This window comes from Peribacillus loiseleuriae, assembly GCF_001183985.1.
In the GTDB taxonomy this organism is placed as follows: Bacteria; Bacillota; Bacilli; order Bacillales; family DSM-1321; genus Peribacillus; species Peribacillus loiseleuriae.
Map to the genome: position 1 here is coordinate 1520043 of NZ_LFZW01000001.1, position 21043 is coordinate 1541085.

19 protein-coding genes and 1 other annotated feature (1 of these 20 running past the window's edge) are annotated in these 21043 nt (G+C 37.4%); of the genes, 14 read left to right on the plus strand and 5 right to left on the minus strand.

Annotated features, from left to right (window positions below):
- Positions 1-275: a binding site (T-box leader), on the plus strand (it extends 53 nt beyond the left edge of the window).
- 53 nt (positions 276-328) lie between these two features.
- From trpE to trpA, 7 genes are read left to right on the plus strand one after another with little or no spacing between them, the layout of a single operon-like run.
- A complete protein-coding gene (gene trpE / locus AC625_RS06990) occupies positions 329-1723 on the plus strand; it encodes an anthranilate synthase component I (protein ID WP_049680633.1) in 1395 nt (464 codons plus the stop codon).
- Positions 1707-2306 carry an anthranilate synthase component II gene (locus tag AC625_RS06995; RefSeq protein ID WP_049680634.1) on the plus strand — a complete coding sequence of 200 codons (600 nt, stop codon included), beginning with the start codon at positions 1707-1709 and terminating at the stop codon, positions 2304-2306. The genes trpE and AC625_RS06995 overlap by 17 nt, the downstream gene beginning before the upstream one ends.
- The gene (gene trpD, locus AC625_RS07000) at positions 2290-3315 is read left to right on the plus strand and encodes an anthranilate phosphoribosyltransferase (protein WP_049680635.1); all 1026 of its coding nucleotides are present in this window, start codon (positions 2290-2292) and stop codon (positions 3313-3315) included. Before AC625_RS06995 ends, trpD begins: the two co-directional genes overlap by 17 nt.
- A complete protein-coding gene (gene trpC, locus AC625_RS07005) occupies positions 3316-4110 on the plus strand; it encodes an indole-3-glycerol phosphate synthase TrpC (protein ID WP_049680636.1) in 795 nt (264 codons plus the stop codon).
- Positions 4100-4717, plus strand: coding sequence for a phosphoribosylanthranilate isomerase (locus AC625_RS07010; RefSeq protein ID WP_049680637.1), 618 nt, complete (start codon positions 4100-4102; stop codon positions 4715-4717). The genes trpC and AC625_RS07010 overlap by 11 nt, the downstream gene beginning before the upstream one ends.
- The gene (trpB, locus tag AC625_RS07015; RefSeq protein WP_049680638.1) at positions 4714-5925 is read left to right on the plus strand and encodes a tryptophan synthase subunit beta; all 1212 of its coding nucleotides are present in this window, start codon (positions 4714-4716) and stop codon (positions 5923-5925) included. Before AC625_RS07010 ends, trpB begins: the two co-directional genes overlap by 4 nt.
- Positions 5915-6700 (plus strand): tryptophan synthase subunit alpha, encoded by a 786-nt coding sequence (gene trpA / locus AC625_RS07020; RefSeq protein ID WP_049680639.1) that lies wholly within the window; start codon positions 5915-5917, stop codon positions 6698-6700. The genes trpB and trpA overlap by 11 nt, the downstream gene beginning before the upstream one ends.
- Positions 6701-7034: 334 nt before the next feature.
- Here the strand turns inward: trpA and AC625_RS07025 are convergent, their stop codons facing one another.
- Positions 7035-7673 carry a YktB family protein gene (locus AC625_RS07025; protein ID WP_049680640.1) on the minus strand — a complete coding sequence of 213 codons (639 nt, stop codon included), beginning with the start codon at positions 7671-7673 and terminating at the stop codon, positions 7035-7037.
- A gap of 185 nt (positions 7674-7858) precedes the next feature.
- Between AC625_RS07025 and AC625_RS07030 the strand changes: the two genes are divergently transcribed.
- Both AC625_RS07030 and AC625_RS07035 read left to right on the plus strand, forming a co-directional pair.
- Positions 7859-8056, plus strand: a complete 198-nt coding sequence (locus AC625_RS07030) for a hypothetical protein (RefSeq protein WP_049680641.1) — start codon at positions 7859-7861, stop codon at positions 8054-8056.
- Positions 8057-8506: 450 nt separating this feature from the next.
- A complete protein-coding gene (locus AC625_RS07035; protein ID WP_049680642.1) occupies positions 8507-9319 on the plus strand; it encodes an inositol monophosphatase family protein in 813 nt (270 codons plus the stop codon).
- Between the two features lie 224 nt (positions 9320-9543).
- Here AC625_RS07035 and AC625_RS07040 read toward each other — a convergent pair whose 3' ends face one another.
- The gene (locus AC625_RS07040) at positions 9544-9726 is read right to left on the minus strand and encodes a YlaF family protein (protein WP_049680643.1); all 183 of its coding nucleotides are present in this window, start codon (positions 9724-9726) and stop codon (positions 9544-9546) included.
- A gap of 126 nt (positions 9727-9852) precedes the next feature.
- Here AC625_RS07040 and typA point away from each other — a divergent pair, with 126 nt between their 5' ends.
- Both typA and AC625_RS07050 read left to right on the plus strand, forming a co-directional pair.
- Positions 9853-11694 carry a translational GTPase TypA gene (gene typA / locus AC625_RS07045; RefSeq protein WP_049680644.1) on the plus strand — a complete coding sequence of 614 codons (1842 nt, stop codon included), beginning with the start codon at positions 9853-9855 and terminating at the stop codon, positions 11692-11694.
- 28 nt (positions 11695-11722) lie between these two features.
- A complete protein-coding gene (locus AC625_RS07050; protein ID WP_049680645.1) occupies positions 11723-12031 on the plus strand; it encodes a YlaH-like family protein in 309 nt (102 codons plus the stop codon).
- A gap of 978 nt (positions 12032-13009) precedes the next feature.
- On the opposite strand, the gene AC625_RS07055 is transcribed toward AC625_RS07050, so the two are convergent.
- Together AC625_RS07055 and AC625_RS07060 are read right to left on the minus strand one after the other, a co-directional pair.
- Positions 13010-13210, minus strand: coding sequence for a YlaI family protein (locus AC625_RS07055; RefSeq protein ID WP_049680646.1), 201 nt, complete (start codon positions 13208-13210; stop codon positions 13010-13012).
- A gap of 310 nt (positions 13211-13520) precedes the next feature.
- Positions 13521-14120, minus strand: coding sequence for a YhcN/YlaJ family sporulation lipoprotein (locus tag AC625_RS07060; RefSeq protein ID WP_180320072.1), 600 nt, complete (start codon positions 14118-14120; stop codon positions 13521-13523).
- A 330-nt stretch (positions 14121-14450) separates the two neighbouring features.
- Between AC625_RS07060 and AC625_RS07065 the strand changes: the two genes are divergently transcribed.
- Positions 14451-15779 carry a PhoH family protein gene (locus AC625_RS07065; RefSeq protein WP_049680647.1) on the plus strand — a complete coding sequence of 443 codons (1329 nt, stop codon included), beginning with the start codon at positions 14451-14453 and terminating at the stop codon, positions 15777-15779.
- A gap of 280 nt (positions 15780-16059) precedes the next feature.
- Here the strand turns inward: AC625_RS07065 and AC625_RS07070 are convergent, their stop codons facing one another.
- Positions 16060-16557, minus strand: coding sequence for a hypothetical protein (locus tag AC625_RS07070; RefSeq protein ID WP_049680648.1), 498 nt, complete (start codon positions 16555-16557; stop codon positions 16060-16062).
- A 367-nt stretch (positions 16558-16924) separates the two neighbouring features.
- Between AC625_RS07070 and AC625_RS07080 the strand changes: the two genes are divergently transcribed.
- Complete coding sequence (locus AC625_RS07080; protein ID WP_049680650.1) at positions 16925-17206, plus strand: Fpa/YlaN family protein; 282 nt, start codon at positions 16925-16927, stop codon at positions 17204-17206.
- A gap of 350 nt (positions 17207-17556) precedes the next feature.
- Positions 17557-20997 carry a pyruvate carboxylase gene (gene pyc, locus AC625_RS07085; protein WP_049680651.1) on the plus strand — a complete coding sequence of 1147 codons (3441 nt, stop codon included), beginning with the start codon at positions 17557-17559 and terminating at the stop codon, positions 20995-20997.
- Positions 20998-21043 lie beyond the last annotated feature (46 nt).

A 21043-nucleotide genomic window follows, 5' to 3' on the forward strand; every position in this document is an offset into this window, starting at 1 on the left:
GGGCAGGTGGGAACCGGTACGATATGAAAAGGGGAATGGACTTGTGAGAGGTTCCTTGAATGAGTAGTAGAGGAACACGGCTTCCACCGTTATCGGGATTAGTATTAGGATAATAGATCCTGTACTTAAAAAGAGGAGGATGTTCCTACAAAAGTGTTAGACCTCGTGCCCTCTATACAGTGATGTAATTACTGTATAGAGGATACGGGATCAGAAACCCTTTTTAAGACATCCTCAATCTGAGGTGGCACCGCGGTGAATGAATCGTCCTCTGCATACATATTTTTTGTGTATGCAGGGGACTTTTTTATTTTTAAGGAGGGATAACATGACAAGTGCAAGTAGAAAATTGAAATTCAATAAGGTTATTGTTGAAGGTGACATTCATACACCGATATCGATTTTTCAGAAACTTCCTGGTAGGAAGAAGTTTCTATTAGAAAGCTCACCTTCCCATCATGATAAAGGGAGGTACTCTTATATTGGTTTCCACCCGTACTTGGAATTAGTTTCAACAGATAAGGTAACTGAAAGAATTAGCCCGAATCAAAAAAAAGAGGTAGAAAATGGTTCGCTAATGGATGAACTGAAAAAAGAGCTGGACGTCGAATTTGAAATGAACGATTACGACATCCCATTCTTTGGCGGAGCAGTTGGTTACTTGGGCTACGATATGATTCGACAGTATGAGGAAATTGGTTATGTGCCAGAAGACTCCTTAAAGATGCCAGATTCACATTTTCTACTTTTTGAAGATGTTATCGTTTTTGACCATCTAACAGAAAAGATTCATCTGATTACATGTAGCTCTGAGTTTGAAACAAGGTTGTCTGACATGAAAAAGCTTATTGAATCGGCCAACGGCAACGAATCTGAGAGTGAACGAGTGCAGTTAGATTTTCAATCAAATATGAGTCAGGAAATGTTCGAAAACCTTGTTCATCAGGCCAAGGAAGCCATTATCGAAGGAGAAGTATTTCAAGTTGTCTTATCTCAGAGGTTTCAGTCACCATTTCACGCTGATCCATTTCAGGCATATCGTAGACTTAGATTGTCCAATCCGTCACCATATATGTTTTATATCGACTTTGACGAATACACCGTTCTTGGTTCTTCACCGGAAAGTTTAATAAGTGTGAAGGATCGGCAAGTCACGGTAAATCCAATAGCTGGTACTAGACCGAGGGGAAATACTCCAGAAGAAGATCAAAAGCATGAACAAAGTCTGCTTGAGGATGAGAAGGAGCTGGCAGAGCACAAGATGCTTGTGGACCTTGGTCGTAATGACCTTGGTAGAGTTTGTGAAATCGGTTCGATTACATTAACTGCTCAAATGAAAATAGAACGATATAAACATGTTATGCACATTGCTTCAAAAATTAAAGGGCTGTTACGTTCGGAACTTACCAGTCTTGATGCATTAATCGCTTGTATGCCAGCAGGAACTGTTTCTGGAGCGCCGAAAATTAGAGCTATGCAGTTAATCAACGAATTAGAAAATGTAAAAAGAGGTGTTTACGCAGGATCAGTCGGATATCTTGGTTTTGGTGGTAGCTTAGATATGGCACTGGCGATTCGAACGATGGTTATTAAAGATGATGTTGCCTATGTTCAAGCAGGGGCAGGGATTGTCTATGACTCCGTAGCTGCCACTGAATATGAAGAGACGAAGAATAAAGCGAAAGCACTATTGGAGGTGCAAAGAGATGATATTACTCATTGATAATTATGATTCGTTCACGTATAACCTATATCAATATCTTGGTGAATTTTACCCCGATATTATCGTGAAAAGAAATGATCAAATCACAATTGAAGAAATTGAAACTATGAACCCTCAAGCAATTATTCTGTCACCAGGGCCCGGGCGCCCGGAAGAGGCAGGGATATGTATTCCGGTTATCACACATTTTTACAAAACAATCCCTATCTTAGGCATTTGTCTTGGGCATCAAGCAATTGCATGTGCATTTAAAGGGAGGGTGGAACGGGCTACTCAGATTATGCACGGAAAAACGTCAGTGGTTCTGCATAATGGGAGAGGCCTATTCAAAGCTCAAGAAAGCTATTTAGAAGTTATGCGTTATCATTCATTGGTTGTAAAAGATCATAGTCTTCCGAAAGAGTTTGAAATTCTCGCAAGATCCGCTGATGACGGAGAAATCATGGCAATTCAACATAAACAATTTCCCTTATATGGGTTGCAATTTCATCCAGAGTCGATTGGAACAGTTACGGGGAAATCAATCCTCTTGCAATTTATCAAAAATGTGAAAGATGGTGTTCGATATGAAAAAATATCTTGAAAAACTGTCGCAACATGAATCATTATCGCAAGAAGAAATGTTAGAGGCGGCCCATTTATTGTTTTCTGATGAAATTACAGATAGCGAAATGGCTGCATTTCTCATAGCTCTTAAATCTAAAGGTGAAACAGCTGAAGAAATTGCAAGTCTTACTACTGTTCTAAGACAAAAAGCGACCCCTTTTAACGTGCAATTTAATCATGTGATGGATAATTGCGGAACAGGCGGAGATGGATCACAGAGTTTTAACATCAGCACAGCTTCGGCTTTCGTACTTGCAGGTGCAGGTATCAAAGTCGCCAAACATGGAAACCGTAGTGTATCAAGTAAAACGGGAAGTGCTGACGTATTGGAAGAGTTAGGAGTGAATCTTCATTTAAATACTCAGGAAATTGAAGAGAGATTGAAAGAAATTGGTATTGCTTTTCTGTTTGCTTCTACTGTTCATCCGAATTTGGCAAGAATCATGAAAATAAGAAGAGAACTGAAAATATCGACGGTGTTTAATTATACAGGTCCACTAACTAATCCAATTCAACTAGACTCTCAATTGCTTGGGATTAACCGACGTGAAATGCTCGATCTGTTTGCATCGGTCTTAGATAAGTTAGGGAGAAGAAGAGCCTTAGTGATAAATGGCGCGGGGTCTATGGATGAAGCTAGTCTACAAGGGAGTAATTCGATGATTTTATTAGAAAACGGCAAGAAAACACACTTCACATTAAGCCCTGAGGATGTGGATTTACCTTATTATACAAATGATATGATTCGCGGTGGTGAAGCAAAAGAGAATGCTGACATTATGCTTCGAATATTACAAGGTGAAAAAGGTGCCTATCGTGATACAGTCCTTTTAAATGCAGGCCTCGGAATTTATGCAAATGGGAAAACAGACAATGCTCGTGAAGGTATTGCAATGGCAAAAGAAAGTATTGACAGTGGGAAGGCATTGCAGAAACTTGAAGCACTTATACATTTTGATACCTATAAACAGGCGGGGGTAATGTAAATGGCAAATATACTGACGGCGATACTCGCTGTTAAACATGAGGAAATTATTAAACTTAAAAAATTGAAATTTCCCAATTATCAATCAGAATATACGAAGAGGTCGCTTTTGCAAAGCATGAAGGAATCACAAAAAGTTTCAATTATTGCAGAAATAAAACGAGCTTCACCATCCCGGGGAGACATAGATCGAGATGTAGATCCTGTAAAACAAGCGATTGCTTACGAAAAAAATGGTGCCGCTGCGATATCTGTTTTAACAGACAAAGAATTCTTCAAAGGATCTTTTGAGGATCTTAAGAAGGTGAGTGAAGCTGTGAAAATCCCTATTCTCTGTAAAGATTTTATTATTGATGAAATACAAATTGATCATGCTAAACGAGCGGGAGCGCACATCATTCTCCTTATTGCAGCTGCTCTGCCAGTAAAACGTTTGACGGAACTATACCGATATGCCAAATCAGAAGACCTAGAAGTACTAGTAGAGGTGCATGATGAAGAAGAACTTCAAGCTGTGCTTCCGATTGATCCAGAGTTAATTGGAATTAATAATCGGAATTTAAAAACTTTTGAAGTTAATCTGGAAGTAACAGAGCGACTCGGTTCTCAATTAGTTGAGATGGACAAACTCTTTATCTCGGAAAGTGGAGTGAAAGTACGTCACGATGTTGAGCGAGTTAGAGATGCTGGAGCGAAAGGGATATTAGTTGGGGAAACATTGATGCAAGCGGAAAATCTAAATCATAGCTTTAAAGAGTTTGGCGTCATACTTAAAGGTGAAAATTATGCACGTTAAAATTTGCGGTTTATCAACTTTAGAAGCAGCACAAACAGCTATTGATTCAGGAGCAGATTATCTAGGATTCATTTTTGCCGAAAGTAAACGGAAAGTGACCCCAATAAAAGCACGAGAAATTATTAGAAATTTAAAGGGGAATGTAAAAAAGGTAGGGGTTTTTGTTAATGAATCGGTTGAGGAAATATCAAAAATTGCCGAATATGCAGGGCTAGATATTATTCAACTTCACGGTACAGAAAGTCAAGAAATTGCAAGTCAGCTTTCATTACCCGTCATTAAAGCTATTACAATACATTCTATAGAAGATTTATTAAAGGTTCATGAATGGAAAACAGAGTATATTCTACTTGATTTACCGAAAAATCAAACAGCTCCTATAAACAAGACTCTGAATTGGGAGGAAATGAAGGGGAAATTACTATATAGCAATCATATTTTCCTTGCGGGGGGATTATCTCCTGATAATGTAGAAACAGCCGTTCGAGTCATTCAACCTTATGCTGTTGATGTATCAAGTGGTGTCGAAACAGGCGGTGTAAAGGATCTTACAAAAATCAATAAATTTATTAGTAAAGCGCATCTAAAAGAGGAGGAATTAGCATGATAAGCACGTATAGTGGACCGGACAAAACTGGACATTTCGGTGAATATGGCGGTCGATTTGTTCCAGAAACATTAATGACAGCAGTATTAGAACTCGAAAACGTATATGAGGAAGCAAAACAGGATCCTGAGTTCCAGGAAAGGCTTCAATATTACTTGAAAGAATATATTGGAAGAGAAAATCCATTATATTTTGCAGAAAATTTAACGAAGCTTGCTGGAGGTGCGAAGATCTACCTGAAGCGTGAAGATTTAAATCATACAGGTGCTCATAAAATTAATAATACGATCGGTCAGGCATTGCTTGCGGTTAGGATGGGAAAACGAAAAATCGTTGCAGAAACAGGGGCGGGTCAGCATGGGGTAGCCACTGCGACAGTTTGTGCCTTGCTGAATCTAGAATGCGTCGTCTTTATGGGAAGCGAAGACGTGCGGAGACAAAAATTGAATGTGTTCCGAATGGAGCTTCTTGGAGCGAAGGTTGTGTCTGTTGATCAAGGAAGTGGTACTTTGAAGGATGCTGTAAACGAAGCCCTCAGATATTGGGTATCTAATGTTACAGATACGCATTATATTATGGGATCTGTATTAGGACCGCATCCGTTTCCACAAATTGTTCGTGATTTTCAAAGCGTAATCGGCTATGAAACAAAACGACAATATAAGGAAAAAGAAGGGAAGTTGCCTGATACGATTGTTGCTTGTATTGGAGGAGGAAGTAACTCAATGGGCATGTTTTACCCATTTCTCGATTATCCCTCTGTGAAACTAATAGGTGTCGAGGCAGCAGGAAGCGGGCTCGATACAGAAAAGCATGCAGCGAGTCTGACAAAAGGAACGAAAGGGGTTCTTCACGGCTCATTGATGTATCTGCTTCAAGACGCAGACGGTCAAATCCAAGAAGCCCATTCCATATCGGCAGGTCTAGATTATCCTGGTGTAGGTCCAGAACATTGTTTTTTAAAAGACGAAAATCGAGTGACATATACGTCAGTCACCGATGATGAAGCGCTGGATGCATTTGTTCTTTTATCTAGGGAGGAAGGGATTATTCCTGCTTTAGAAAGCTCACATGCCATAGCTTATGCGATGAAGATTGCAAAAGAAATGAAGGAAGATGAAGGGCTTGTAATTTGCTTATCAGGTAGAGGGGATAAGGATGTTGAACAAGTTCGTTCATTACTAGGAGGACGCGAAGATGGGGAATAAATCATTACAAGATACATTAGCTGAACTACATGTAAGGCAAGAAAAAGCCTTCATTCCTTATATTATGGCTGGAGATGGTGGGTTAGATAAGCTTAAGGAGGACCTGCTTCGCTTGCAAAATGCCGGAGCAACGGCGGTCGAATTAGGTGTTCCCTTTTCTGATCCAGTTGCGGACGGTCCAACTATCCAACTTGCAGGGAAGCGGGCGTTGGCAGAAGGAGTGACCTTAAAAAAAATCATTTCCAAGCTTATCGAAATCAAAGATGAAGTGGACATTCCTATTATCTTTATGGCTTACTTAAATTCTCTGCTTGCATATGGAATCGGTAATTTCAGTAATGATTGTGTCAAAGCTGGTGTGTCAGGGTGTATTGTCCCAGATCTACCGATAGAAGAGGAAGAGATTCTTGCACAAGATTTGAAAAATGCGAATATCTCGCTGATCAGATTGGTTGCTTTAACAAGCTCCCAGGAAAGAATCGAAAAAATTGTTGAAAACGCAGAAGGCTTTATATATGCTGTCACTGTAACAGGAATAACAGGTGTTCGTGAAAGCTTTGAAGAAGAAGTTGGTCTTTATTTAAACAGAATCCGTGAGGCAAGTTCTATACCAGTTCTCGCAGGCTTTGGAATTTCAACTCCTGAGCATGTGGAAAGAGCCTCGTTATATTGTGATGGGGTAATTGTCGGCAGTAAAATCATTCAAAGTTTGCAATCGGAGAATTATCGTGAAATTGATGAATTAATTTTAGCAAGTAAAAAAGTAATCTATTGAATAAAGGATAGGAAGGTATCTCATAAGGGTCTGACCTCGCACTCTAAATCAGTATGTAGTGTTTCATACACTTATCTTAAAACTGTATTTAGTTGTTGCGGGGTCTGACCCTTTACTAAGTCCTACAAACAACATGAATATGGCGTTAAAACGCCACCATTTACTATGAAGGATCTATCATTAAGCACACTACACTCGCCTAATCATAATGGTGGCGGTTCGGAGCCGGATTTTGAAGTGCTTTCTTAAAAAGTACGTATATCTGCAAAGTAGATTAGCTATATTAGTAAGCCGCGAAGCTCCGTCCCCATGTCCTCATACAAAAGGTTAACTCTCATTTGTAAATTAGAGTTTGAGTTAATCTATACAAGGGCATTAAATGGACAAAAGCATCATGAATGGTACTGAAAAATTCATCATTTGAGAGATTAATAGCATCCTCACGTGGGATTTTAATCCCACAAAGAATCTCCGCTTTCTTAACTTCCTGCAACCTTTTGAACATAGCGGTTAATTCCTCTAAAGATAAGGTATTATGGGGAATTACTTCTGGTTTCGTATGATCGAGCGACCACACAAAGTTGCCAGGGATCATTTCTTTAATATTCTTTACTGATTTTTCAAGTGTTTCGCCAAACTGTACCTTAATGGGAGCTTCATAAATGACAGCAAACCAAACGAACATATGACTTCCCCATAAACCAATTTGGAAATGAGGCATCATTTTATAACCTCTTTTGCTAGCAGCGAAAGCGACCCAAGTATCATTAGGTGGATTGATTGTTCGTCTTGCATGTTTAGCTACATGAGGGAATAGTTCTTGACCAGTCATTGCGGAAAGTTCACTTGCGAAGTGGTCACCAAGTGCATCTAGTTTAGGGCGTATCCGATCTTTTAGTGCTTGCATTCTATAATCGAGACCTTCAATTTTAAATACATTAAAATCTGTAGCTGAAAAACTTGTTACGTTCATATTTTCCCTCCTTCATTTCTTTAAGTGATATTGTAGCATAGGTAAAAACATAATTAAAAAAATCGGATTACAAAAAACTTGGCTATAGGTTAGAGCACAATTTAGTTACGATTTCCGCAGTGATATCATAGTATGTAATAAAAAAACAGAAAATTTGGTCAATTACTGAAAGGAGCTAATTATTTATGAAACAAGTAATGAATCAAGCGATGAAAGCTAAAGAAGTTGAAAAACACCGAAAAGCAGTGCTTCGTATGGAAATGGATTATGAATTGGCTACTCTTTTTGAAGCAATTGAGGAAGACAATGAGCAAAAGAAAAAGCAGTGTAAACAAAAATTAGAACGCATTCGGAATGAGCTTTTAAGACTAAAGGCTTTGTAAGATATAGAAATTATGATTATGAAAGAAACGATGGGTTATTGGATTCAACAAAATTGTTGTATGAAAGTAAACTTTGGTTAAGCGGACCCTTTTAATTTGGTGAAGGTGTCCGCTTTTTGTTTAGAGAGATGATGTGTGCAAGCATTTCTAATTTTGATGGAGACGACAGAGATTTTGCGGATACATTCAAATTAGCTTGGCTCTTTACAGGACACTGTTAAGTTAGTTTTGCGGCACTACCTATGTATTACCTTCCTGATTAATGGCTTTTCAGGGCCTATTCGTTTTGTATATTATTTTGATTATGGGAATCCTTAATGTGAAATAAGATTAGGATTCAATTAAATAAATACGCTATGATAAAACTTGATACAGGACAATATTTCCATTATTCTTGAAGTACGAATATCGTTTGCAGATTTCTAACATCTATGTCTGGAGGATAAAGTGATGGAAAATTATATAGGGATTGGTACATATGCAAAGGAATGGATCATGACCGCGGGAAAAAGACTTAAATCATCATTTGAAGAGAACCTCAATATTGAAACAAAGGCGAATGCCAATGACTTAGTTACCAACATGGATAAAGAAATAGAACAATTTTTTCTTGATAGGATAACTGAAACGTTTCCTACTCATCGAATTTTCGGGGAGGAAGGAATGGGTAAACGAGTCACAGACTTAAAGGGCGTTGTTTGGATTATTGATCCAATCGATGGGACAATGAATTTTGTTCATCAACAACGGAATTTTGCGATATCCATTGGAATTTATGAAGATGGCATCGGCAAAATTGGACTAATTTATGATGTTGTACATAATGAACTGTATCATGCATTCAAAGGAAAAGGTGCCTATCTGAATGATATAAAACTACCTAAGCTGACAAAAGTACCAATTTCGGAAATGATCTTGTCATTAAATGCTACATGGCTTATGGAAAACAAAAGGATTGATCACCAGATACTTACACCTCTAGTTAAGGATGTTAGGGGAACAAGATCATATGGCTCGGCAGCTATTGAAATGGCATATGTTGCGTGCGGAAGATTAGATGCTTATATGACAATGAGACTTGCGCCGTGGGATTTTGCTGCTGGTTCAATTCTGATTGAGGAGGTAGGTGGTGAAATAACAACGATGTCGGGAAATCCGCTCGATTATATAAATGGTTCTTCATTGTTTGTTTCAAAACCAGGTCTTCATCAAGAGATTTTAGAATCCTATTTTCACAATAGCTGGCCAGCTGTAAATTACTAAAAATTTATTAAATACATCACAATGGGAACAAAAAAATCGCTAATTATTAGGCGATTTTTTTGTAGATAGCATACTAAAAATTTTCACATTTAGCGCCAGAATTTATTTTACGATGAATGTGAGAAATAAAAGTATCTCTTGTCATATCGCATTGTAATATGATAATCTCAATTCTGGCACTAAATCTTTTTTTGTTACTCGTGACTCCTTTGCAAGAGACACTCCTACAACTTTCCTTGTTCTCGTAGTTTTTTTTTTTGGGTAAACCCATACCCCATAATACCTGTTAAAGCAATGAAACAAATAGCGGCGATTGTAATGCTTTTTTCGGCAATTGCAATTCCAATACCACTAATGCAGATAACTGCCAATAATGCCAATACAAGGAAGTTCCATTTGATAACCATGATTTTCACCTCTTTTATTTTGTAATGTACAGAATTTCTTGCTTTGATTATACTATGTTTGTGATATAATATGTAAGTTAATGATATAGATATGCTTAAACTAAATTTCCTCTAGGAGTGAATTGTTTGAAATTACGTAATGATATTAGAAATATAGCCATTATTGCCCACGTTGACCATGGAAAAACGACAATGGTGGATCAATTGCTGAAGCAATCAGGTACTTTTCGTGAGAATGAGCACGTAGAAGAACGTGCGATGGATTCCAACGCTATTGAAAAAGAACGTGGAATTACCATTCTTGCGAAAAACACGGCTGTTCAATATAAAGAAACACGTATTAATATTCTGGATACACCTGGTCACGCTGACTTTGGTGGAGAAGTAGAACGAATCATGAAAATGGTTGATGGTGTTCTACTAATTGTTGACGCTTATGAAGGTTGTATGCCACAAACACGCTTTGTTTTGAAAAAAGCATTAGAGCAAAAAATCACGCCAATCGTTGTGGTAAACAAAATTGATAAAGAATCAGCACGTCCAGGAGAAGTAGTGGATGAAGTACTTGACTTATTTATTGAGCTAGGTGCTGAGGATGATCAATTAGACTTCCCAGTTATTTATGCTTCTGGTATTTCTGGAACTGCAAGTGTCGATCCAGATCCAGCTAAACAAGAAGAGGACATGACTCCTTTATTTGAAGCCATTGTTGAAAATATTCCAGCTCCGGTTGATAACAGTGATGAACCACTTCAATTCCAAGTGGCATTACTTGATTATAACGACTATGTCGGTCGTATTGGTGTCGGACGTGTTTTCCGCGGGAAAATGCATGTTGGTCAACAAGTAGGTTTAATGAAACTTGATGGTTCTGTCAAGCAATTCCGTGTTACAAAAATCTTTGGTTTCATCGGCTTGAAAAAAGTTGAAATCCAAGAGGCTGTTGCGGGTGACTTGATTGCTGTTTCTGGTATGGAAGATATTAATGTTGGTGAAACGGTTTGTCCAACTGAACACCAAGAAGCTCTTCCTATTCTGCGGATTGACGAGCCAACTCTTCAAATGACGTTCTTAGTAAACAACAGTCCATTTGCAGGTCGTGAAGGGAAATATGTTACTGCACGTAAAATTGAAGAGCGCTTAAGAACTCAACTGCAAACAGATGTGAGCTTAAGAGTTGATAATACAGATTCTCCTGATGTTTGGACGGTTTCAGGACGCGGTGAGCTTCACCTTTCTATTTTAATTGAAAACATGCGTCGTGAAGGATATGAACTTCAAGTGTCAAAACCAGAAGTTATCGTACGTCTCATTGATGGAGTTCGTTGTGAGCCTATCGAGCGTGTACAAATTGACGTTCCTGAAGAAAATACTGGATCGATTATGGAATCAATGGGAGCTCGCAAAGGTGAATTGTTGGATATGATTAATAATGGCGGTCAAGTTCGTCTTATTTTCAACATTCCTGCACGTGGATTAATTGGTTATTCAACAGAATTTTTAACTTTGACACGTGGTTATGGAATTATGAATCATACATTCGACAGCTATCAGCCAATGGCAGCTGGGCAAGTTGGTGGAAGACGTCAAGGTGTTCTTGTTTCGATGGAGACAGGAAAAACTACGCAATACGGTACGATGCAAGTTGAAGATCGAGGCGTGATCTTTATTGAACCGGGTACTGAAATTTATGAAGGTATGATCGTTGGTGAGCATAACCGTGAAAGTGATTTGACTGTTAACATCGTAAAAGCAAAACAAATGACTAACATGCGTTCTGCAAACAAAGACCAAACTTCATCAATGAAAAAACCAAGAATTATGTCGCTTGAAGAAGCTCTTGAATATTTAAATGACGATGAATACTGTGAAGTAACTCCAGAATCCATCCGTCTTCGTAAAAAAATTCTAGAAAAAAATGAGCGTGAAAAATCAGCGAAAAAGAAAAAATTTGCTGAAGTTGAATAATAAATAACTGCCTCTAGGAGGGATTGAAATGGATATACAGGAGCGGCTGTCATTTTTTGCAGCTCTATACCGAGTTGATGAAAATCCTGAAGCTGGTATGTGGTACCTGTATTTAACGATTTTTGCACTTTGTGTTATCGTCTATCAGTTAGGGTTTGCGAAAAAACTACCACTGCTAAAGAATGTAGTCATTTATGCAATTATGGCTCTTGGTTGTACCGTTATGTCCTTCCTAGCAGTTTTTCTTCCGATGGGTGAGGCACTTGCTATTGCAGCTTTTGTCCTTGGAATTTATAAGTATCGCTTGCATAATTCAAGAACAGAAAAGCAGGTTTAGAAAGCTTGCTTGATTCTTGTAATGATGATTGACTACCACTATAAAAAAGAGGCTAATCCACTTGGATTAGCCTCTTTTTTATAGTGGTAGTTTCATGTTTAAACGTGCAGTATGAAAAGGATGTTAAATCATTTGAATCTATGATGGGGGAATAGATAGGCTAAAAGGTTGCGAGGAGGATAAGAATAATAGTGAAGGCAATTTACTTATGTATGGACTACACTTTTGCATATATGAACAAAAACGCGTGAGTATTATTGTTTAAAGTTGAAGCAAACAAATGTAAATAAAGTGATACTATCGTGAACGGTTTTTAAGTGAAGAAAGAATTTTTTCACTTAGTACTTGGTATTTAACCTTCACTTACCAGAATTAGGAAATAGTTAACGTTAGAATAACTAATTTATTAAAACTAAGGGCTGATGGTATTAGTTTTAATGGATTTTAATCTCTAGTGAAAGCTTTAGGTTAGTGTGCTTGAAGGTGAACAAGGTTGTCTAATTGCTTGCGGGGCATCTGTGCGCCTTTATGTCACTAACAGCTACGCCATGAGTCAATTAATCGACTCATGGCGTAGCTGTATTTAATAGTATCCGTATGTAAGACCACATCTTTTGATGCTAATGTTCTTCTCTTAGAGCGGTATTTGGCTATAAAAAATGATTTGGTTGTGCCAGGGGGCTGTTAGAACGTGATTAAGATTGACCGGACTTTACAACACATAATTTTTATACTGATTAGTGCGTGTTCAAAAAGGAGGATAAAAAGAGCCGAGAAGTTCGAGGACCGAAGCGTATACAGTAATACGTGAGGACCGGAAAGACAGAGCAACGAAGAAATTCGACAGCTATTTTTCCTGGACTTTTTGAACAGACTCTGATAAGGAGTACATATAAAAAATAATGAAGAGACGTTGAATCTAGTTCATTTTGTTAGTGGTTTAAAGAAAAATTCTTGCTAAATGACAAATGGGAATATTCACCATTCATCATCCTTCTTAACCGTTCGATAAAGTCTGAAATTACCTGTATCAATACGTGCATTTGTTTTTACTTCAATTCTCTGATGGCATTCTTGACACATATATGTATGTATAGGGCGATTTCGGAGCTTTTTTGCTTCTGGAGAATCCGTAGGAATGGGTTCAACTTTATCGCAAATTACACATTTTACATTCATAGTAAGAACCTCTTTCGATATAAAAAATTGTTAATAAAACGATTTTGGTTAAGATGAGCTGGAGATTAACAGCGTTAGATGACACAGCTTTAACAAAAAACATTGATAATTTAGTATACCACGTTTTTTAGATAATGAAGAAATGTAAAGCAAAAAGAAGAGGAATAACCCCTCTCCTAATGAGTAAGTATTTCTTCATAGAACCTTTACCCTCTCTTAACATATAGTAAATAATTATCTATGTTGTTTATGGTATATATGAAGAGAGGGTGCTTAGTTCGAAAGTAAACTCGCCGTACGATGATTCCTTTTATTTATGTCCATTCGATTGCTTTTCCTGTTTGTCATCCAAATTCTTTTTTTCATGATTATTTAAATTCCCTTTTTGTTCTTCAATGGCTTTTGCAGGAGTGGGGTCTTGAATATCCCCTGGAACTTCTGGGATAATTCTTGATGTAATGTCCGAAAGTTCATTTAAGACTCCGCGAACGGGCTTTCCATTTTGGATATCTTTAGCCACTTCTTTAATCCGTGCATTTAAGTCCGGATCAGCAACAACTACGGCCTTAGCTCCAAATGGGTCATGTTTTAATGTTTCTCCAACTGAATATTTGATCGTCCCAACCTGTGAGCGATCGATATCAGAATCAATATCTATCCCAACAATAGCATAATCACCAAAAACAACTGCAGTTGCATCATTTACATGAGGAATTTTTGAAGCTAAATCAATAAGTCTTTGAGCAGTGTCAGAATTTGTTGCCTGATCTGTTTGTTGAATCGTTGAATAATTCACATTTTTTGCTTGTTGTTTCTTCGTATTTACATTCTCTTGACCTTGTTGATTTGAAGAACAGCCATTTAATAAAAGAAAACTGGCAAACAAATAAGGAATTATGCGATTTATCATGTATTGTCCCTCCTTTATGTTCGTATTTTTTCATATGCTTTTCTAGATTATCAAAGGTAACTATCCACAAGTATATGGAGTCGTAATGCATAAACTAATGGAAGTTTCCTTTATAGTCTGTAATTGTTCTTCTATTTTATGCAGATTGACATATATTTTATCAACAGTCGTCTCGTCCACTATAAAAGGTGGCATTCACCATAGGTTTCATTAATCAAGCAAATAAAAAAATGTGAAAGGATACGCCGGTGGAACTTTATCATGTATTAAGTCACCACCTTGAATAACAACACAAATATTCCGACAAAAGATTAGGCGGGAGGCGTCCTTTTGAACAAAATTTATGTGTTAGATACGAATGTTTTACTGCAGGATCCATACGCTATTTTTTCGTTTGAAGACAATCAGGTTATCATTCCTGCAGTTGTATTGGAAGAATTGGATTCAAAGAAAAGATATATGGATGAAATCGGCAGGAATGCGAGACAAGTCTCAAAGCTAATAGACGGTTTTCGCGAAAAAGGAAAATTGCATCACGGGATCCTGCTCCATAATGGTGGGGAATTAAGAATTGAGTTGAACCATCGTTCTTTTCATGAACTCCAAGAAATTTTTATCGAGAAGACAAATGATAATCGAATACTCGCAGTAGCCAAAAACCTTTCACTTGAAGAACAAACGAAAAAAAATGGCAAGTCAGTCATTTTAGTTAGTAAAGATACACTTGTTCGTGTGAAGGCTGATGCAATTGGATTACTATCACAAGATTTTCTAAATGATCGAGTTGTTGAATTAGATCATATTTATAGTGGCTTTCAAGAAATATTAGTTTCACGAGAGCTACTTAATCAATTTTATGGAAAAGGAAGTCTACTTGTTTCAAGTATTACCAAAGAAACACTACATCCTAATCAATTTATATTGATGAAAGATATTCTAGGCACTTCCGCTTCGGCTGTTGCTCTTGTTGATTTCACTGGAAAGACCGCAAGAAAGTTGATCTTTGATGAAGATCATATATGGGGAATTAAAGCTAGAAATGTTCAGCAGATTATGGCAATGGAGATGCTGCTTAGATCGGATATTCCACTCGTTACACTAATTGGAAAAGCAGGTACAGGCAAGACGCTTATGGCTCTTGCGGCAGGCTTAATGCAAACTGAAGATCTTGGCCGATATAAAAAGCTACTTGTTGCAAGGCCAATCGTGCCGGTTGGAAAGGATATAGGATATTTGCCAGGGGAAAAGGAAGAAAAACTAAGACCATGGATGCAGCCGATATTTGATAATTTAGAGTACTTATTTAACACAAAGAAGCCAGGAGAATTGGATGCAATTTTGGCAGGGATGAGTTCGATTGAGGTCGAAGCACTCACATATATTCGAGGTCGAAGCATACCTGATCAATTTATCATAATAGATGAAGCTCAAAACCTTACAAAACATGAAGTAAAAACGATTTTGACGAGGGTTGGCGAAAGAAGTAAAATCGTATTGATGGGGGACCCCGAGCAGATAGACCATCCGTATCTTGATGAATATAATAATGGGCTAACCTATGTAGTGGAGAAATTTAAAGAACAGCAGATTGCAGGTCATGTAAAATTAATAAAAGGAGAAAGGTCTGGTTTGGCCCAGCTAGCCGCCAATCTACTTTAAGTACGTTTAAAAAGGAGAATAAAAAGAGTCGAGAAGTTTGCGATCGTCTCTAGCCATGCGCATATACAGTAATACGTGAGGACCGGACTTGCACAGGCTATGCTGACTTCTGTGTTGCGCACAGAACGTGCGGATCTTAACAGAAGGTCATTCATGAGATTTGATGCAATTCGTAAGCTTTTTTACCGGATTTTTTGAACAACCTCTTTAAGAAAAAAGTTGTTCCATGACGAAGAGTCGGTAAAATAATCAGACACTTTGTCATGGAGCTAAGATTATATTAACGAATAATAAATGCGCGTACATCTTTAATTGGCTGCTTTATATTGGATCCATCTCCAAAATAAATGTACATTGGCCCATTTTCTTTTATAGGCCTTCCATCGATAGAAAAACCTAGAACAAATGCTTCGGCATCTTCTTTAGTGAACACTTGTTCAGTATCCGCTGTTTTGACTACAACTTCAGAGGCATCGGAATTAGGTTCAGCGTTATCAAGAAAAGGCTTGAAAGGAATGACAAACGTACCTTCTAATAGACGTTGTTTCTCAAACTTTCTTTCTGTCTTTAATGTTGGGGGCATTGTTGCTCCCTCGCGGATTTCTTTTTCCCAATGCTTTGAAGCTGCAATCGTATATTCCTCTAATTCATTTTCCGCTTTTTTTTCAGCTTGAAAATAGGTTTCAAGCTCAACTTTACGATCGTCAAAAATCCATACTCCTGGATCTAATGTTATTGAAAATTTCACTTTTCCTTGAATAAATACGATGGATTCCATCTATGAACATTCCTCTCTCTATGTATGGTCAAAAAGATCTTAATAATAATTATACAAGAATAAGTATAAAGAAACTTGCTAAAAAAGTCACAGAAAACCTTTTCATTTGTCCAGGTGGATTCAAAGTCGTTTTCCTAAATGGATTTTGTGCGCGTCTAAGCTTCCTGAAGCAATCAGTTTGTCCTTATAGAATTAAGACGTTAATGTTTTTCGAAGAGTCATAATGGCTAACTATTATATGTTCGACTAGATAGATTATTGTAGACAAGAACTAGTGACGGTTTTTCTAATTACCCTTGCTTTTTTAGACGACTAAGGGTAAGATTTATAGATAAGAATGTACGCTTCATTGGCGGGGGGATTTCATATGGCATCTGAAATGCTTGTCAATCATCAAGAAAAAGCCTATGCTTTATTAAAAGCAGATGCTGACAAGATTCTTAAATTGATAAAAGTACAAATGGATAATTTAACTATGCCTCAATGTCCTCTATATGAAGAGGTTCTAGATACTCAAATGTACGGCCTATCTCGTGAAATAGATTTCGCTGTTCGTTTAGGTTTAGTCGATGAGACGGAAGGAAAGTCACTCTTAGAATCGCTTGAGAGGGAACTATCTGCTTTACATGAGGCTTCTTTACGAAAATAATATAGTAAGAAATTAACTCAAACGAATCATCATAGTTGTTTGAGTTTTTTTATATAATTCTATCTTATTATACTAGATTCCTATTATTGTTATATACTTTTTTATTAACATTGTATTATACTAAGCAATAATAAATTCTATAATCAAAACTATTTTGAATTTTAAAAAATGATTGACTAAAATGTTTTTTTGGACCAAAATTATGAGTAAAAATGTCGTAATGTTCAAACTATGCCTCATAATAAAAGTTGTTTAAATGTGTAATAACTATGTGTGAATAAGATCTTGATTTGATTCTTGCTCTTTTTACAATATACAAATGAAAAATACATAAAAGTAGGTGTGAGTTAATGGTAAAACGTATAAAAAAAGTTTTGGCAGCAAATCGGGGAGAAATCGCAATTAGGATTTTTCGAGCTTGTACAGAATTAAATATTAGAACTGTAGCTGTATACTCAAAAGAAGATCAAAATTCTTACCATCGTTTTAAAGCGGATGAAGCATATTTAGTTGGGGAAGGAAAAAAACCAATCGATGCATATTTAGATATTGAAGGCATCATTGAAATCGCCAAGAAAAACAATGTTGATGCGATTCATCCTGGATATGGATTTTTGGCAGAAAATATTGATTTTGCTCGTCGTTGTGAAGAAGAAGGCATTATTTTTATTGGTCCTGAAACAAAACATTTAGATATGTTCGGTGATAAAGTAAAAGCGAGAACTCAAGCTGAACTAGCGAATATTCCTGTTATACCAGGAAGTGATGGTCCTGTAATTTCTGTAGAAGAAGTTGCATCATTCGGTCAAACACATGGTTTTCCAATTATTATTAAAGCAACGCTTGGCGGCGGTGGACGAGGCATGCGTATTGTTCACAACCTGGAAGAAGTTCAGGAGGCGTACGACAGGGCAAAGTCTGAAGCGAAAGCGGCTTTCGGTAATGATGAAGTATATGTTGAACGCTTTATTCAAAATCCAAAGCATATTGAAGTGCAAATTCTCGGAGACAAACATGGGGAAATTGTTCATTTATATGAGCGGGACTGTTCAGTTCAAAGACGTCACCAAAAGGTAGTGGAAGTAGCCCCATCCGTTTCTTTAACAGAAGATTTAAGAATGAGGATTTGTGAAGCTGCTGTACGATTAATGGAAAATGTGAACTATGTGAATGCAGGAACGGTTGAATTCCTCGTTGCAAATCATGAATTTTACTTTATAGAAGTAAACCCACGTATACAAGTTGAACATACTCTTACTGAAATGATTACTGGAATAGATATTGTTCAGTCACAGATATTAATTGCTGAAGGTCATAAATTACATGAAAAGGAAATTGGTATCCCTCATCAAAATGAAATTACAACGAATGGTTTTGCTATCCAGTCAAGGGTAACAACTGAAGATCCATTAAATGATTTTATGCCGGATACTGGGAAATTGGCAGTTTATCGTTCTGGCGGTGGCTTTGGAGTACGTTTGGATGCAGGGAACGCATTCCAAGGAGCAGTCATTACGCCTTACTATGATTCTTTATTAGTTAAAGTTTCTACTCATGGACTCACCTTTGAAAAAGCTGCAGCTAAAATGGTGCGTAATTTAAAAGAATTCAGGATTCGCGGAATCAAAACAAACATTCCATTTCTTGAAAATGTTGTAAAACATGAAAAGTTTATAACTGGCGAGTATGACACTTCGTTTATTGATACAACACCTGAACTGTTTTCCTTCCCTGTGCGTAAAGACCGTGGTACGAAGATGCTTTCCTATATTGGGAATGTAACAGTAAACGGATTTCCTGGAGTGGAAAAGAAGAAGAAACCAGTGTTTGAAAAACCAATTATTCCAATAATCTCAGCAGATGTCCCGACTCAGCCGGGAACAAAGCAAATACTTGACGCAAATGGTGCTGATGGTCTCGTGAAATGGATTAAAGAACAAAATGATGTCCTAATCACTGATACGACGTTTCGTGATGCCCATCAATCTCTTTTGGCAACGAGGATTAGAACAACGGATTTATTGCAGATTGCTGAACCAACGGCAAAACTGGTGCCGAATCTTTTCTCCCTTGAAATGTGGGGAGGAGCTACGTTCGATGTAGCTTATCGTTTCTTAAAAGAAGATCCATGGGAAAGACTTCTTGATCTAAGAAAAAAGGCACCTAATGTCCTGTTCCAAATGCTTTTACGTGGATCAAATGCTGTTGGCTATAAGAACTATCCGGATAATGTCATCGAGGAATTCGTCCAAAAATCTTCACAAGCCGGTATAGACGTATACCGAATTTTTGATAGTTTAAACTGGGTTAAAGGAATGGAAGTTGCTATTGACGCTGTTCGACAATCCGGGAAAATAGCAGAAGCAGCTATTTGTTATACTGGAGATATTAACGATCCGACAAGAGTGAAATATTCAATTGACTACTATAAAAATTTAGCGAAGGAATTGGAGAACCAAGGAGCACATATTCTTGGGATCAAAGATATGGCAGGTCTCTTAAAACCAGAAGCTGCTTATCGCTTGATTTCTGAACTTAAAAATACAGTAAACATACCTATTCATCTACACACCCATGACACAAGTGGAAATGGCACATATATGTATGCAAGGGCGATTGAAGCAGGCGTTGATATTGTTGATACAGCGCTTGGTTCAATGGCAGGTCTTACTTCTCAACCTAGTGCACAAACGCTTTATTATGCACTAGAAGGAACGAAACGACAACCAAAGATTGACATCAATTCACTCGAGAAATTGTCCATTTATTGGGAAGGTGTAAGGACGTATTACCATGATTTCGAAAGTGGAATGGTTTCACCACATACCGAAATTTATCAACACGAAATGCCTGGCGGACAATACAGTAATCTTCAGCAACAGGCTAAGGCGGTAGGGTTAGGCGAAAGATGGAATGAAGTTAAAGAAATGTATCGTCGTGTAAATGCTTTGTTTGGGGATATTGTTAAAGTCACGCCTTCTTCTAAAGTTGTTGGTGATATGGCTCTATTCATGGTTCAAAACAATCTATCTGAAGAAGATGTCATGACAAAAGGAAAGACAATGGACTTTCCAGATTCAGTGGTTGAACTGTTTGAAGGGTATTTAGGTCAGCCAGAAGGTGGATTCCCTAAAGAATTACAAGAAGTGATTCTAAAAGGAAAAGCTCCAATTACCGTAAGACCTGGTGAATTATTAGAGCCAGTTGATTTTACTGCATTACGAGATGATTTATTTAAAGAACTTGGTAGACCGGTTACAAGTTTTGATGTATTAGCCTATGCGCTTTATCCTAAAGTATTTTTGGATTATGTAAAAACATGCGAACAATTTGGTGATTTATCGCAACTAGATACTCCAACATTCCTTTATGGCATGCAGCTTGGTGAAGAAATAGAAGTGGAAATCGAAGTAGGTAAGACTTTAATTGTTAGACTTGTTTCGATCTCTCAGCCGCAATCTGATGGTACGAGAGTGATTTATTTTGAGTTAAATGGTCAATCCCGTGAAGTAATCATAAAGGATGAGGGCATAAAGTCATCTGTACAAGCAAAGCTTAAAGCAGACTCGAAAGATCAATCACATATTGGAGCTACAATGCCAGGAACAGTACTAAAAGTGGTTGTTGAAAAAGGAGATCAAGTTAAGCAAGGTGATCACCTTATTATTAATGAAGCAATGAAAATGGAAACTACTGTACAAGCTCCATTCTCTGGAATCATCAAAGATATCCATGTTAAAAATGGCGATGCAATTAGTACAGGAGATTTATTGATAGAAATAATTAAATAACGAAAAAGAGAAGGCTGACCTAGGTCAGCCTTCTCTTTTTCGTTAT

Coding starts and splice junctions, on each gene's coding strand:
- trpE (WP_049680633.1), top strand. CDS start 329: ATGACAAGTGCAAGTAGAAAATTGAAATTCAATAAGGTTATTGTTGAA.
- AC625_RS06995 (WP_049680634.1), top strand. CDS start 1,707: ATGATATTACTCATTGATAATTATGATTCGTTCACGTATAACCTATAT.
- trpD (WP_049680635.1), top strand. CDS start 2,290: ATGAAAAAATATCTTGAAAAACTGTCGCAACATGAATCATTATCGCAA.
- trpC (WP_049680636.1), top strand. CDS start 3,316: ATGGCAAATATACTGACGGCGATACTCGCTGTTAAACATGAGGAAATT.
- AC625_RS07010 (WP_049680637.1), top strand. CDS start 4,100: ATGCACGTTAAAATTTGCGGTTTATCAACTTTAGAAGCAGCACAAACA.
- trpB (WP_049680638.1), top strand. CDS start 4,714: ATGATAAGCACGTATAGTGGACCGGACAAAACTGGACATTTCGGTGAA.
- trpA (WP_049680639.1), top strand. CDS start 5,915: ATGGGGAATAAATCATTACAAGATACATTAGCTGAACTACATGTAAGG.
- AC625_RS07025 (WP_049680640.1), bottom strand. CDS start 7,673: ATGAACGTAACAAGTTTTTCAGCTACAGATTTTAATGTATTTAAAATT.
- AC625_RS07030 (WP_049680641.1), top strand. CDS start 7,859: ATGAAACAAGTAATGAATCAAGCGATGAAAGCTAAAGAAGTTGAAAAA.
- AC625_RS07035 (WP_049680642.1), top strand. CDS start 8,507: ATGGAAAATTATATAGGGATTGGTACATATGCAAAGGAATGGATCATG.
- AC625_RS07040 (WP_049680643.1), bottom strand. CDS start 9,726: ATGGTTATCAAATGGAACTTCCTTGTATTGGCATTATTGGCAGTTATC.
- AC625_RS07050 (WP_049680645.1), top strand. CDS start 11,723: ATGGATATACAGGAGCGGCTGTCATTTTTTGCAGCTCTATACCGAGTT.
- AC625_RS07055 (WP_049680646.1), bottom strand. CDS start 13,210: ATGAATGTAAAATGTGTAATTTGCGATAAAGTTGAACCCATTCCTACG.
- AC625_RS07060 (WP_180320072.1), bottom strand. CDS start 14,120: ATGATAAATCGCATAATTCCTTATTTGTTTGCCAGTTTTCTTTTATTA.
- AC625_RS07070 (WP_049680648.1), bottom strand. CDS start 16,557: ATGGAATCCATCGTATTTATTCAAGGAAAAGTGAAATTTTCAATAACA.
- AC625_RS07080 (WP_049680650.1), top strand. CDS start 16,925: ATGGCATCTGAAATGCTTGTCAATCATCAAGAAAAAGCCTATGCTTTA.
- pyc (WP_049680651.1), top strand. CDS start 17,557: ATGGTAAAACGTATAAAAAAAGTTTTGGCAGCAAATCGGGGAGAAATC.